The following is a 14,108-nucleotide window of genomic DNA, read 5'->3' as shown; positions in this document are numbered from 1 at the left end:
TGATGCGCGCGCTGGCCATGCTGTTGTTGCTGTTGCTCGCAGGCTGCGCCAAGCCGGAGCAGGGCACCACCTTGCGGTTCTGGGCGATGGGCCGCGAGGCTGAAGTGGTTGGGGAGCTGGTACGTGAGTTCGAGGCGGAAAACCCGGGCATCCGTGTGGATGTACAGAACATTCCATGGACGGCAGCGCACGAGAAACTGTTGACGGCGTATGCCGCCGACGGTCTGCCTGATGTCTGCCAGCTCGGCAACACCTGGATCGCCGAGTTCGCCACCCTGCAGACGCTGACACCGCTGCAGCCACTGGTTGACGCGTCAACGGTCATCGATCAGCAGGACTACTTTTCCGGCATCTGGGACACCAATGTCGTCGATGGTCAGTTGGTTGGTATTCCGTGGTACGTGGACACGCGCCTGCTGTTCTATCGCAAGGATCTGCTGCGTCAGGCCGGCTACTCGCAACCGCCGAAGACCTGGGCTGAATGGGAGCAGATGAACGCGGCGCTGAAGAAGATCATGGGCGCGCGTGGCTATCCGGTGCTGATGCCCTTGAACGAGTTCGAGCCGCAGCTGTCGTTCGCGCTGCAGCAGGATGACTCCCTGCTGCGCGATGAGGATACCCGCGGCAACTTCCGTAGCCCTGGTTTCCGTCGCACGCTGGCCTTCTACGACAATATGTTCGAGCAGGGCTGGGCGCCGAAGATGTCCGAGACGCAGATTTCCAACGTCTGGGATGAATTCTTCCGCGGCTTCACCGCGTTCTATCTGTCTGGTCCATGGAATATCCGCGAGTTCCGCCAGCGCCAACCGGTCTCGCTGGAGGGCGAGTGGGGCGCAACGCCGCTACCCGGTCCTGATGGATTGGGCGCAGGCATTGCCGGTGGCACCAGTCTGGTGGTGTTCCGTTCTTCGCAGAAGAAAGAAGCGGCATGGAAGCTGATCGAGTTCCTGTCGCGTCCTGCCATCCAACAGCGCTTCTACAAGATTATTGGTGACTTGCCGCCGCGGCGCAGCGCCTGGCAGTCGCCGGAGTTGCAGGACGATCCGTTGACGGCTGCGTTTGCCGACCAGCTGGAACGGGTCAAACCCACACCCAAGGTCTTGGAGTGGGAGCGCATCGCCCAGCAGATGCGGGTGGTGACCGAGCAGGTGGTGCGTGGCGGCTTGCCGCAGGACAAGGCGGTGGAACAGTTGGATCAGCAGGTGGATGACATCCTTGCCAAGCGCCGTTGGATCGTCGAGCAGCAGGCTGGTGCGACTGCGAAGGCTGCGCCATGAAGCGCGGTTCCCTGGCCGGCTGGATCTTCGCCGCACCGGCGCTGATCGTGATCGGCGTGTTCTTCGGTCTACCCGTATTGTCAGCGCTGGCCTTGAGCCTGACCGACTTCGATCTCTATGCCTTGGCTGATCCGCACAACCTGCGCTTCGCCGGTCTAGGCAACTACATCGATCTGCTGCAGACGCCGATGTTCTGGAAGTCGCTGGGCAATACCGCGTACTTCGTGGTGGCCGGCGTGCCCTTGTCGATAGGTGTTTCGCTGGGTGCTGCGCTGCTGCTCAACGCCCCAGCTTCGCGCTTCAAGGCGCTGTTCCGTACTGCGTTGTTCGCGCCGGTGGTAACTACGCTGGTGGCCGTGGCGGTAATCTGGCGTTATCTGTTCCACACCCGCTACGGGCTGGTGAATTGGGGGCTGGGCCAGATCGGCATCAATCCGATCGACTGGCTCGGTGACCCGAACTGGGCGATGCCGACCATCATTGGTTTCGCGGTGTGGAAGAACTTCGGTTACAACATGGTGATCTTCCTGGCCGGTCTGCAGGCGATCCCCAAGGACTTGTACGAGGCGGCGCGCATTGACGGTGCCTCGCGCTGGCAGCAGTTCCTGCATATCACCTTGCCGATGCTGGGGCCGGTACTGCTGGTGGTCGGTGTGATCACCGTTTCCGGATACTTCCAGCTGTTTGCCGAGCCTTATGTGATGACCCGTGGCGATCCACTGCAAAGCACGGTGAGCGTGCTGTACTTCATGTTCGAGGAAGGCTTCAAGTGGTGGAACCTGGGGCGGGCCTCCGCTGTGGCCTTCCTGTTGTTCCTGATCATTCTGGCGGTGACTACGCTGATGTTGCGCTTCGGAAAGCGTAGGGAGCTGGTATGAGTCGCGTTGGTGTCAGCCGAGAAATAGGGCAGTCAAGTTGGCATGCGTGGTGGGTGAATGGTGGGCTGTTATTGCTGGCGGTGATCAGCCTGGCGCCGTTGGCGTGGATGCTGTCGGTGTCGTTCATGCCGAGCGGGCAGGCATCGCAGTTCCCGCCACCGTTGCTGCCAGCGCACACCACGCTGGCCAACTACCAGGCTTTGTTTGCCCGCACCGGCATGGGCAACAACTTCGTCAACAGCTTGCTGGTGTCGGTTGCGATCACCTTGGGTTCGCTGCTGTTCAACACCCTGGCCGGTTATGCCTTTGCCAAGCTGCGCTTTGCTGGCCGCGAGCGGCTGTTCCAGATGCTGCTGGCTGCGCTGGTCATTCCGGCGCAGGTGGCGATGCTGCCGCTGTTCCTGCTGATGAAGCAGATGGGCCTGGTGAACACCTTTGGAGGCGTGGTGGTTCCTGCGCTGGCCAGCGTGTTCGGCATCTTCCTGGTGCGCCAGTACGCGCGCTCGATTCCGGATGAGCTGCTGGAGGCTGCGCGGATCGATGGTGCCAGCGAGGCGCGGATCTTCTTCCAGATCGTGTTGCCTATGCTCAAGCCGGTGCTGGTGACCTTGGCGATCTTCACCTTCATGGGCGCATGGAACGATTTCATGTGGCCGTTGATCGTGTTGACTGACCAGGAGCACTACACCTTGCCGGTGGCACTGGCCAGTTTGTCGCGCGAGCACATCATGGATGTGGAAATGATGATGGCCGGCGCGGTGGTGACGGTGTTGCCGGTGCTGTTGTTGTTCCTGGTGCTGCAGCGTTACTACATCCAGGGCTTGCTGCTGGGTAGCGTCAAGGGCTGAAGCGCGCTGGCTTGCAGGCGCGCCGCGAACAGTGCACTTCCATACGAAACATACCGCCGCGAATGGTGGTGATCTTTGCGAAAATCCGGCAGGTGTTGGTTGCTGGTGTTGAATCGGGATTTTGCTGATGAATATGCGTTTTGTGATCGGTCTGCTGAGCTTGTTGCTGGCGTGGGTACAACCGGCCAGTGCCGCTGTGCTCGCCAAGTTCGACGATGTCGGCGCATGGCAGCTGATCACCTCGCCGCAGGTCAGCGGGTCACTGCGACCAGTAGCCGGCAACAGTGGCCGCGCATTGTGCCTGGACTACGACTTCCATGAGGTTTCCGGCTACGTCGGCATCCGCCGTCCGTTGGATGTGACCTGGCCTGAGAACTACCAGCTTTCCTTCGACTTGCGCGGTGATTCGCCGGCCAATGACCTGCAGTTCAAACTGGTTGATGCCAGTGGCGACAACGTCTGGTGGGTCAATCGTCCGGGTTTCAACTTCCCCAAGAACTGGACCCGCATCAGCTATCGCAAGCGCCATATCGAGAAGGCCTGGGGCCCGGACCAGGACAAAACACTGCGTCGTAGCGCGGCAGTGGAGTTCACCATTTACAGCAAGGTCGGCGGCCGCGGCACGGTCTGCTTCGATCAACTGACACTGCAGCCGCTGCCCAAGGAAGACAACTCGGCGCTGACCACCACGGTGATCGCCGATACCGCGACTGCCCTGCAGCAGCGTATCGCCGACGGCAAGCCGGATACCTTGTGGATCAGCGGCGGCGTAAAGCAACAGACGGTCAGCCTGGATCTGGGCAAGGTGCGCGAATTCGGCGGCGCGGTCGTGCAATGGGCAGCTGGCTTGGAAGCGAGCCGCTATGTTGTACGCGCATCCGCCGATGGCCGTGACTGGAAGACATTGCGTGAAGTCACCAGTGGCACTGGCGGCAAGGATTGGTTGGCACTGCCGGAGACCGAAGCGCGCTACCTGCGTTTCGATCTGGTCGACGGGCCCAACTGGCGCTATGGCATCCGTGATATCAGCCTCAAGCCCTTGTCGTTTGCCAATACCCCGAATGATTTCATCCGTTCTGTTGCTGCTGATCTGCCGCGTGGTTCCTTGCCGCGTGGCTTCAGTGGCGAGCAACCGTATTGGACCATCCTCGGTCTGGACGGCGGCCGCGAGCAGGCGTTGATCAGCGAGGACGGTGCGCTGGAGGCGAAGAAAGGCGGCTTCAGCATCGAGCCGTTCGTGGTGCTCGATGGCAAGGTGCTCGGTTGGGCGGAGGTCAAATCCAGCCAGAGCTTGCAGGACGGCTATTTGCCGATGCCGTCGGTGGCCTGGCAGCATGATCAGTTTGGCCTGAACGTGAGCGGTTTCGTGCAGGGTCGGCCGGAGCAGGCGCAGTTGGTGGCACGCTATGAGCTGCACAACACCGACAAGGTCGCGCATGAGTACCGATTGGCGCTTGCGGTGCGGCCGTTCCAGGTCAATCCGCCCAGCCAGTTCCTCAATACCGTTGGCGGTGTCAGTCGTATCGACAATCTGGCCGTGCGAACCGGGCAGATAAGCGTCAATGGCCAGCCGCGCGTGTATACGTCACTTCCGGCCGATGCTGGCTTTGCCAGCAGCTTCGACAGCAAGCTGGATGTCACGCATCTGGCTGACAAGGACTTGCCAACCACACAGGAGGTTCGCGACGCCACCGGCTTGGCTTCGGGTGCCTTGGTCTACAACTGGAAACTGGAGCCGGGCCAGCGCCGCGAAGTGGTGCTGGTGCTGCCCCAGACCGGCAACTGGCAGATGCCGGCCAAGTTCGATGCGGACAAAGCGCAGCAACAGGTCGCGACGATGTGGCGGCAAAAGCTCGATCAGCTCAAGCTGCGCGTGCCGGAGGCCGGCCAGCCGCTGGCCAATACGCTGCGCACCGCGCTCGCACATATGCTGATTTCGCGGGTTGGGCCGAGCCTGCAGCCGGGCACGCGTTCCTATGCACGCAGTTGGATCCGTGACGGCGCAATGATCTCGGAGGGCTTGTTGCGGATGGGGCGCGCCGATGCAGTGCGCCAGTACGTTGATTGGTACGCGCCGTACCAGTTTGAAAGCGGCATGGTGCCGTGCTGCGTGGATGCGCGTGGCAGCGATCCGGTGCCGGAGAACGACAGCCACGGCGAACTGATCTACACCATCGCCGAGTACTGGCGACATACCGGTGATACTGCTTTCCTGCAGCAGATGTGGCCGCATGTGCAATCGGCATGGAACTACATGGAGCAGCTGCGGCTAAGCGAGCGTACCGAGGAGAACCGTGCGCGCAACGCCGGCTTCTATGGAATGATGCCGGCCTCGATCAGTCACGAAGGCTATTCGGCCAAGCCGGTGCATTCGTACTGGGACAACTTCTGGGCGCTGCGCGGCTACAAGGACGCAGCCGATATGGCGACAGCCTTGGGCTTGGAAACCGAAGCGCTGACCATGGCCGCGTCGCGCGATCAGTTCCGCCAGGATCTGGACGAATCGCTGCGCGCGGCAATGGCGGCGCACAAGATCGACTATCTGCCCGGCTCGGTGGAATTGGGTGACTTCGATGCAACTTCGACCACCATCGCTTTGGCGCCGGGAGGCGAGCAGGGCAGGTTGCCGCAGCCCGCCTTGGACAATACCTTCGAGCGCTATTGGCAGCACTTCGTCGAGCGCCGTGACGGCAAGCGCCAATGGAAGGACTACACGCCGTACGAGTGGCGCAACGTCAGCGCTTTCGTGCGGCTGGGCTGGCGTGCGCGGGCCTGGGAAGCCACCGAGTTCTTCTTCAAGGACCGTGCGCCGCCGGCATGGAATCAATGGGCCGAAGTGGTGTCCTCGACGCCGCGACAGCCGTTCTTTGTCGGCGACCTGCCGCATGCCTGGGTGGCGTCGGACTTCGTTCGCTCGGCCTTGGACATGTTCGCCTATGAACGTGATGTCGGCGGTCCGATCGTGTTGGCTGCGGGTGTGCCCAGTGCATGGTTGACCGGCAAGGGCATCGCCATCGAGGACTTGAATACCTCGCACGGCATGTTGAGCTACTCGCTGCAGCGCAGTGAAAAGCAGCTGGAGTTGCAGGTGCAGGAAGGGCTGCGTCTGCCGACGGCGGGGCTGTTGCTGCAATGGCCTTATGAAGGCACGCCGGGGGAAGCGACCATCAATGGCGAACCGGCACAGTGGTTGGGCAATGAGCTGCATATCAGCAGCCTGCCAGCCAAGGTCGAAATCGAGATTCCTGCCGAGCTACGCCGCAATGAGCGCAGCAGACGCTGAACGATAAAAACTGCGCCTCGAATACCGAGGCGCAGGCCAGTCGACGAGAGGGAGAGGAAGAACTTCCGTCGGATCTGAAAAAAGAAACCACCACGCTCCCGTTGGCTTACAGCCAATGGCTGGGGGCATAGATGTAGTGCCGAGCCATGCTCGGCAGGGGCATTCACCGGGATTGCATGTAGGAGCGGCGTAAGCCGCGAAGCTGATGCTGCGTGCAGATCATGCATAAAACGGCACCCGCTTCCTGGTCGGAACCTAGGGAAGCGGTTGCGGGTGGTTTCTATGCTGTCGGCTTCGCGGCTGACGCCGCTCCTACAAAAGCCGATTCTTGTCAGCCGGCGCGAGCCTGCTTGACGATGGCTGCAGCAGCGGCGGCGGACTTTTTCACTTCGTCCCATTGGCCGTTGCGGATCCAGCTGTCCTGCACCATCCACGAACCGCCGATGCAGACCACGTTCTTCTGCGACAGGTAGTCGCCTGCGGTGGCTTCGGTGATGCCGCCGGTGGGGCAGAGCTTGAGCTCCGGGATCGGACCGGCAACGCCCTTGATCATCGCCAAGCCGCCAACGGCGGTGGCCGGGAACAGCTTGCAGATGCGGAAGCCGCGGGCGACCAGCTCCAGCAGTTCGGTCGGTGAAGCTGCACCCGGGACCACCGGCAACGGCGCGGCTGCCAAGGCGTCGGCCATATGCGCTGGCGTACCCGGCGTGACCAGAAAATCGGCACCTGCATCGATCGAGCGCTGCATCTGCTCGACGGTCAGCACCGTACCGGCACCTACCACCACATCGGGCAGCTCGCGCTTGAGCATGGCCAGCGCTTCCATCGCCACCGGCGTGCGCAGGGTCAGTTCAATCGCGGGCAGGCCGCCTTCGAGCAGGGCAGCGCTGACGGCGCGCGCCTGGTCAAGGGTGTGCACGGTAACGACCGGCAGGATGCCAGCAGCGCTCAGCAGCTGCTCGGCGCGGTCCTGATATTGGGCAATGCTCATAGTGTCCTCATTGATAACGTGCTCGCGAATCTCTAATCCAGGCTCGCGAATCTCAGGCGTCGTTGGCTTCGTGCGGGGCGGCGGCAGCGGCGTGGTCGTGGCCGAGTTCGTATTCGGCGTCGTAGTCCCACAGGCTGCCGTCCGGACGGGCCGGGCCGCAGGAGATCGAGATGGCGCCCTGATCGGCCGGGCCGACGATGCGGCGGTTCATCGCGAACAGGTTGCGGCCCATGTCCGAGCCGGCCGGTGCGGTGTTGGCGGCAATACCGCGTGCTGCCCATTCGGCGGCATCGACCAGCACTTCCAGCGTGCCAGCTTCGCCGTCCAGGCGAATGATGTCGCCTTCGCGGATACTTGCGATCGGGCCGCCGCGCGAGGCTTCCGGAGTAACGTGGATTGCGGCCGGGATCTTGCCGGAGGCACCCGACAGGCGGCCATCGGTCACCAGCGCGACGCGTCGGCCCTGGTTCTGCAGCAGCCCGAGCAGCGGTGCCAGCGAATGCAGTTCCGGCATGCCATTGGAACGCGGGCCCTGGTAGCGGACCACCGCGACGAAGTCCTGCGGCAAAACGCCGGCGGCGTGCAGTTTGTTGAGGATCTGCGGTGCGTCGACGACCACGGCCGGTGCTTCGATCGTGCGGTATTGCGGCTTCACTGCCGACAGCTTGATCAGCGAACGGCCGATATTGCCGCGCAGCAGGCGCAGGCCGCCCTGGGCCTCGAACGGATTGGAGGCAGGACGCACTACTTCTTCATCACCGCTGAGTTCAGCGGCGGGCACATAGCTGACCTTGCCATCAGTGAGGCGCGGTTCCTGGGCGAAGGCGCGCATGCCACCCTCGGCAATGGTGGTCGCATCGGCATGCATCAGGCCGGCGTCCATCAGCTCGCGGAACACGAAACCGGGGCCGCCAGCCGCTGCAAAGCGGTTCACGTCGGCTTCGCCGTTCGGGTAGACGCGGGCCAGCAGCGGCACGATCTGCGACAGCTCGTCCATGTCGTCCCAGGTCAGCACGATGCCGGCGGCACGTGCGACTGCGATCCAGTGAATGGTGTGGTTGGTGGAGCCACCAGTAGCCATCAATGCGACCACGGCGTTGACGATGGCGCGCTCGTCGATCACGCGGCCGAACGGACGGAAGTCATTGCCCAGCGCGCTGATTTCCAACACGCGTGCGGTGGCGGCGCGGGTCAATGCGTCGCGCAGCGGCAGTTCCGGGTTGACGAAGGAGGCGCCAGGCAGCTGCACGCCCATCGCTTCGAGCAGGACCTGGTTGGAATTGGCGGTGCCGTAGAAGGTGCAGGTACCCGGGCCGTGATACGAGGCCGATTCGGCTTCCAGCAGTTCTTCGCGGGTGGCTTCGCCGGCAGCATAGCGCTCGCGGACTTCGGCTTTCTTCTTGTTCGGAATGCCCGGGGTCATCGGCCCGGCCGGTACGAACACCGCCGGCAGGTGACCAAAGGCGAGGGCGCCGATCAACAGGCCGGGCACGATCTTGTCGCATACGCCCAGATAGATGGTGGCGTCGAACATGTCATGGCTGAGGCCAATGGCGGTTGCCTGGGCAATCACGTCGCGCGAGAACAGCGACAGCTCCATGCCGCCACGGCCCTGGGTAACGCCGTCGCACATCGCAGGCACTGCGCCGGCTACCTGCGCGGTCGCGCCCAGCTCGCGGGCAGCGTCGCGGATCAGCTCCGGGTAGTTCTCGAACGGCTGGTGCGCCGACAGCATGTCGTTGTACGAAGTGATGATGCCCAGGTTGGGCGTCACATCGCCGCGCAGGCGGTCTTTGTCGGTTGGGCCACAGGCGGCATAGGCGTGGGCCAGGTTGCCGCAGCTCAGGCGTGAGCGGAACGGGCCTTCGCGCAGTGCGGCGTCAATCCCGGCCAGATAAGCCGCGCGCGACGGGGCGCTGCGCTGGCGGATGCGATCGGTGATGGCTTGGATTTTCGGATGCATGGCTCTATGGCTGGAATAAGGAGGAGGGTGCAGCAAGCAGAGCGGTGGGCTTCGGGTTTAGGTGCTTCGAAAAGTTCCGCCGGCAGCTCATGCGAGCGGCGGGCCAGGTCCATTCCGTGTTCCCGATGCGCTACTCCCCGCTCAAGGGCACCAATGCACGCGCAGCTTGTTGCCGGGCGCATTGATCGCAGCAAGGATCGGATAGGTATGCACGTCGCCGGATGCAAGTGCGGCTTCGAGCACCTCAAGCTTCTGCTTGCCGCGCAGCAGCAGCAGGCGCTGGTTGGCCAAAGCCAGGCCGTGCGGGGTCAAGGTGATGCGCAACGACCAGTGTTTGGCGACCGGGCAGCCGGTGGCATCCAATGCCGCATAAGGGTGCTTGCTCAGCAGTACCTGCGGTAGATCGGGCGAGCCCGGGAACAGCGAGGCGGTATGGCCGTCATTGCCCATGCCCAGCACCACCAGACAGGCCGGCTGCGAATGGGTGGCGAGCAGATTGGCGGTATGTACGCACTCGGCGATGGGCAGGCCAACGCGCACCAGTGGATCAAAATGCGCACCCTCGGCATGGCGCAGGAAGCTGTCGCGTACCAGCCAGGCGTTGCTGTCCTTGTCCTGTGGCGAGAGCCAGCGTTCGTCGGCCAGGCCAACTTCAACCCGCGCCCACTCCAGGCCCTGGTCAGACAACAGTTCGTAGATGGGAGCCGGCGTGGTACCGCCGGACAGCAGCATGCGGGCGCGCCCGCGCTGCTCGATTTCCGCGCTCAGCAGCGCTGCCATTTCCTTGGCGACACCTTCGGTCCAGGCCTCTTCGTCAGCATGGCGGACAAGTGTGATGCGGTCGGAAACAGCGGCGTTCATGCGGTCACTCCAGAGTTGGCACGCTGCATGTCCAGCGCGTAAGCGGCGGCACCAAGCAGCCCGGGGCAGGGGTGGATGATGGCCATTGAGGGAATCTGCGACATGGTCGCGGCAAACCGGCCCTTGCTTTCAAAACGTTGGCGGAAGCCGGAATGCTGCAGCTGTTGCAGCAAGCGCGGGACGAGCCCGCCGGTCAGGAACACGCCGTCCCAGGCGCCCTGCACCAGCACTGCGTCACCGGCGACTGCGCCAAAGATTTCAAGGAATACTTCAACCGCACGGCTGGCCAGCGCATCACCTTCGGCAGCACGGGCGCTGACCTCGGCCGGTTGCAGCAGGCCCGGATCGGTACCCGCCATCTCGCAGATGGCACGATGGATGTTGACCAGACCGGGGCCGCAGACCAGACGTTCGTTGGAAACCCGGCCGAACTGTGCCGAGAGGATTTCCAGAATACGGATCTGTTCTGGCGAGTTCGGCGCAAAACCTGCATGACCACCTTCGGTAGCCAGCGGGTAATTGCGACCGTCACGCACCACCAAACCACCAACACCCAGACCGGTGCCAGGGCCGAGCACGCAGTAGTTGCGCGATTCGCCTTCTGCGGCGGGTTGCCAGCCAGCGCCGCCGACCTGCACCACATCGTCGACGCCGAGCAGGGCAATTGACATGGCCTGGGCGACGAAGTCGTTGATCAGGTGCAGCTGCTCGAAACCCAGTTGCTCGGCGGTGCGCGAACGCGAGATCACCCACGGGTGATTGGTGATGCGTGCCTCGTCACCATCGACCCGGCCAGCTACCGCGAACACGCCACTGCTGGCGCTCGCACCACGTTGCTGCAGGTAGTGCGCGGCGGCATCAGCCAGTGACGCGAACTGCGCCACCGGGTATTCGTCGATGCTGCTCTGATCCAGTGGGATGGCAGCGGAGCGGTCGGCCAGCGCGAAGCGCGCGTTGGTACCGCCGATGTCCGCTACCAGTACAAGGTCGGCGCTGGGGCTCACAGCCCCTGCTCCGGGCCTGCTTCGGCGGCAATGGATTCGGGCAGGAAGTCCTGTGCCAACTGCGGACCCCAGCCACCAGCCGGGTAGGGCTCCATCGGCAGGTCGGCAGCCTTCCAGGCATCGCTGACGCTGTCGATCCATGCCCAGGCGGCGCGCACTTCGTCATCGCGCACGAACAGTGCGTGGTTGCCGTTGAACGCGTCCAGGAACAGGCGTTCGTAGGCGATGCGGCGGTGCAGGCCGGTGGGAACCGACAGTTCCAGTTCCAGCGGCTGCAGTTCCAGCGCCCCCCATTCCGGGCCGGCCAGCGAGCTCATCAAGCCGAGCTGGATGTTTTCCTGCGGCTGCAGCTGGAAGGTCAGGCGGTTGGGGGTGGCGCTCTTGCGGTCAGGGCGCTCGAACAGCCAGTGCGTCACCGGCTTGAGGTTGACCTCGATGCGGGTGGTGCGCTCGGGCAGGCGCTTGCCAGTAACCAGATGGAACGGCACGCCAGCCCAGCGCCAGTTGTCGATATGCGCGGTGACGCCGACAAAGGTTTCTGCCTCGCTGCCTTCCGGCGGCTGATAAGCCTGTGCAGGTTGGCCATTGATGGTGCCGGCGGTGTAACGGCCGCGCACGCTGTCCTTGGCCGCGTGTTTGGGGTCGAGCGGACGCAGGGCGCGCAGCACCTTGACCTTCTCGTCGCGGATGCGGTCGGCTTCCAACGATGCCGGCGGCTCCATCGCCACCAGGCACAGCAGCTGCAGGATATGGCTCTGCACCATGTCGCGCAGTGCGCCGGAGCGCGAGTAATAGGAGTCACGGCCATCCACGCCGTCGCTTTCGGCAACCAGGATGTGCACCGAGGCGATGTAGTTACGGTTCCACACTGCTTCCAGCAAGGTGTTGCCGAAGCGCAGCGCCATCAGGTTCTGTACCGGCGCCTTGCCCAGGTAGTGGTCCAGGCGGAACACCCGGTCTTCGTCAATCAGCTTGCCGATCGACTGCAGGATCTCCTCGGCGCTGTCACTGTCCGAGCCGATCGGCTTCTCCAGCATCAGCCGGTTGGGTGCAGCCAAGGCGCCGCCCAGTGCCAGGCCTTCGCAGGTCGAGATGTACAGGCCCGGCGGGATCGCCAGATAGCTGACGCACTTGCGGTGCACCAGGTCTTTGACGGCCTCGGCGACCGACTCGGCATTGCGCAGGTCCACCGAGCGGTAGTCGATGCGGTTGAGCAGGTTGCCGATGTCATCCTGGCTGGCATGCGGCATGGCGGCTTCCAGACGCGGACGCAGCAGGTCGCGGAATTTCTCGGTGTCATGCGGCGACAAGGCCAGCGCACGCACGCGGAAATCTTCAGGAAGTAGACCGTCGCCTAGCAGGCGTAGCAGGGACGGGAACAGATAACGCTGGGCCAGATCGCCTGTGGCACCGAACAGGAAGAGGGTGTCGTGCATTGCACGAGTTTCGGGTGCGGATGACATCGTTGTCAATTGTTCGTCTTCAAGGCCTGCGCCGCGATTGGGACGTCCGCGTCCATCGGCGCGAGGGGGCGGGCGTGGGCAACCTGTGCTTGTGCAATGCAGCATGCCGCGAAGGCGGAAGCAGGTCCGTGCAGCGGAGCGCAGGTGCCGTGTAACAGCGACTGTGATGGTGCCATATGAATATGCTTACCGTGCACAATGTTTCGGATGTATACGATTGCAGGAAACTGTTCTGTCGTTGTAACGCAAGTGTTCCCCGGCTCCAGGTTTCGACTCGCAACGAGGTAGTGATGGCCAAGGTTCAATTCGACGGTGTGCGCAAGGTGTATGACAACGGCCAGGTCGCCGTGGCCGGGGCCAGTTTCGATATCGCCGATGGCGAGTTGATGGTGCTGGTGGGGCCGTCGGGTTGTGGCAAGTCCACACTGCTGCGAATGGTGGCCGGGCTTGAGGAGATCAGCGCTGGCAGCCTGCGTATCGACGAGCGGGTGGTCAATGACGTTGCGCCGAAGGATCGGGACATCGCCATGGTGTTCCAGAACTACGCGCTCTACCCGCATATGACGGTGGCCGAAAACCTGGGCTTTGGCTTGAAGTTGCGCGGGCATGACAAGGCCGAGGTGCAGCGCCGTGTGCAGGAGGCTGCCGATTCGTTGGGGCTGACCTCGATGCTGGACAAGCTGCCGCGGGCGATGTCGGGTGGGCAGCGTCAGCGCGTGGCGCTGGGGCGTGCGCTGGTGCGTGAGCCAGCGGTGTTTCTGCTGGATGAGCCGCTGTCCAATCTGGATGCCAAGTTGCGTCATTCGGTGCGCACCGAGATCGCGCAGCTGCATCGCAAGCTAGGCACCACGATGATCTATGTCACCCATGACCAGGTCGAGGCGATGACGTTGGGGCAGCGCATCGTTGTGCTCAACGAAGGCGTCATCCAGCAGATCGATACTCCGATGGCGCTGTATGACAGGCCGGTCAATCTGTTTGTTGCGGGCTTTCTTGGCAGTCCGGCGATGAACATGTTGCGTGGCCAGTTGCGGCGTGATGAAGCAGGTTCGGCGGTGCTGCAGTTGGACGAGGGTGTCGAAGTGACGCTCGGCGCTGTGTCACTGGATGCACAATGGTTTGGCAAGCCACTGGTGGTTGGGGTGCGACCTGAGCATCTACAGCCGGGCAACGGCGCGGCGGCGTTCAATGCTCGCATCGAAGGCCTGGAGCCGGTAGGCAACGAGATTTTCGTCAATCTGCGTTATGGCGAGCAAGCGCTGATCATGCGGGTGCCGCCGCAGCAGCTGCCGCAGGTTGGGCAGGAGATTGCAGTTGAAGTGAGTGCATCGAAGCTGCACTTTTTTGATGCGGCCAGTGGCAGTCGCATCGAAGCTGGAGCCTGATCGGTAGTGCCGAGCCATGCTCGGCAGAGGCTTTACCAGCAATGCCCTGGTAGTGCCGAGCCACGCTCGGCAGAGGCTTTACCAGCAATGCCTTGGTAGTGCCGAGCCATGCTCGGCAGAAGCTTTACCGGTAATGCCCCTTGCCGAGCATGGCT

10 protein-coding genes are annotated in these 14,108 nt (G+C 63.1%); 5 read left to right on the top strand and 5 right to left on the bottom strand.

The window, feature by feature from the left end:
• The first annotated feature begins 2 nt into the window (after positions 1-2).
• The 4 genes from ACVOLR_RS05650 (at position 3) to ACVOLR_RS05635 (ending at position 6,286) form a co-directional block, all read left to right on the top strand.
• Positions 3-1,277 (top strand): sugar ABC transporter substrate-binding protein, encoded by a 1,275-nt coding sequence (locus tag ACVOLR_RS05650; protein ID WP_481535632.1) that lies wholly within the window; start codon positions 3-5, stop codon positions 1,275-1,277.
• A complete protein-coding gene (locus ACVOLR_RS05645) occupies positions 1,274-2,155 on the top strand; it encodes a carbohydrate ABC transporter permease (RefSeq protein ID WP_481530665.1) in 882 nt (293 codons plus the stop codon). Before ACVOLR_RS05650 ends, ACVOLR_RS05645 begins: the two co-directional genes overlap by 4 nt.
• Positions 2,152-3,003 (top strand): carbohydrate ABC transporter permease, encoded by an 852-nt coding sequence (locus ACVOLR_RS05640; RefSeq protein ID WP_481535566.1) that lies wholly within the window; start codon positions 2,152-2,154, stop codon positions 3,001-3,003. The genes ACVOLR_RS05645 and ACVOLR_RS05640 overlap by 4 nt, the downstream gene beginning before the upstream one ends.
• Before the next feature lie 133 nt (positions 3,004-3,136).
• Positions 3,137-6,286, top strand: coding sequence for a discoidin domain-containing protein (locus ACVOLR_RS05635; RefSeq protein ID WP_481535631.1), 3,150 nt, complete (start codon positions 3,137-3,139; stop codon positions 6,284-6,286).
• Between the two features lie 331 nt (positions 6,287-6,617).
• Here ACVOLR_RS05635 and eda read toward each other — a convergent pair whose 3' ends face one another.
• From eda to zwf, 5 genes are all read right to left on the bottom strand, one after another.
• Positions 6,618-7,277, bottom strand: coding sequence for a bifunctional 4-hydroxy-2-oxoglutarate aldolase/2-dehydro-3-deoxy-phosphogluconate aldolase (eda, locus tag ACVOLR_RS05630; RefSeq protein WP_481535565.1), 660 nt, complete (start codon positions 7,275-7,277; stop codon positions 6,618-6,620).
• Between the two features lie 52 nt (positions 7,278-7,329).
• A complete protein-coding gene (gene edd, locus ACVOLR_RS05625) occupies positions 7,330-9,240 on the bottom strand; it encodes a phosphogluconate dehydratase (protein WP_481535564.1) in 1,911 nt (636 codons plus the stop codon).
• Between the two features lie 141 nt (positions 9,241-9,381).
• Positions 9,382-10,101, bottom strand: a complete 720-nt coding sequence (gene pgl / locus ACVOLR_RS05620; protein WP_481535563.1) for a 6-phosphogluconolactonase — start codon at positions 10,099-10,101, stop codon at positions 9,382-9,384.
• Positions 10,098-11,105, bottom strand: a complete 1,008-nt coding sequence (glk, locus tag ACVOLR_RS05615) for a glucokinase (RefSeq protein ID WP_481535562.1) — start codon at positions 11,103-11,105, stop codon at positions 10,098-10,100. Before glk ends, pgl begins: the two co-directional genes overlap by 4 nt.
• Positions 11,102-12,673, bottom strand: coding sequence for a glucose-6-phosphate dehydrogenase (gene zwf / locus ACVOLR_RS05610; protein ID WP_481535561.1), 1,572 nt, complete (start codon positions 12,671-12,673; stop codon positions 11,102-11,104). Before zwf ends, glk begins: the two co-directional genes overlap by 4 nt.
• 185 nt (positions 12,674-12,858) lie before the next feature.
• Here zwf and ACVOLR_RS05605 point away from each other — a divergent pair, with 185 nt between their 5' ends.
• Complete coding sequence (locus ACVOLR_RS05605) at positions 12,859-13,953, top strand: ABC transporter ATP-binding protein (RefSeq protein ID WP_481535560.1); 1,095 nt, start codon at positions 12,859-12,861, stop codon at positions 13,951-13,953.
• Positions 13,954-14,108: the final 155 nt, after the last annotated feature.

This window comes from Stenotrophomonas sp. STEN030 (assembly GCF_056759995.1).
Note: the sequence above shows the minus strand (reverse complement) of the source record. Positions and strands in the feature narration are given on the sequence as shown.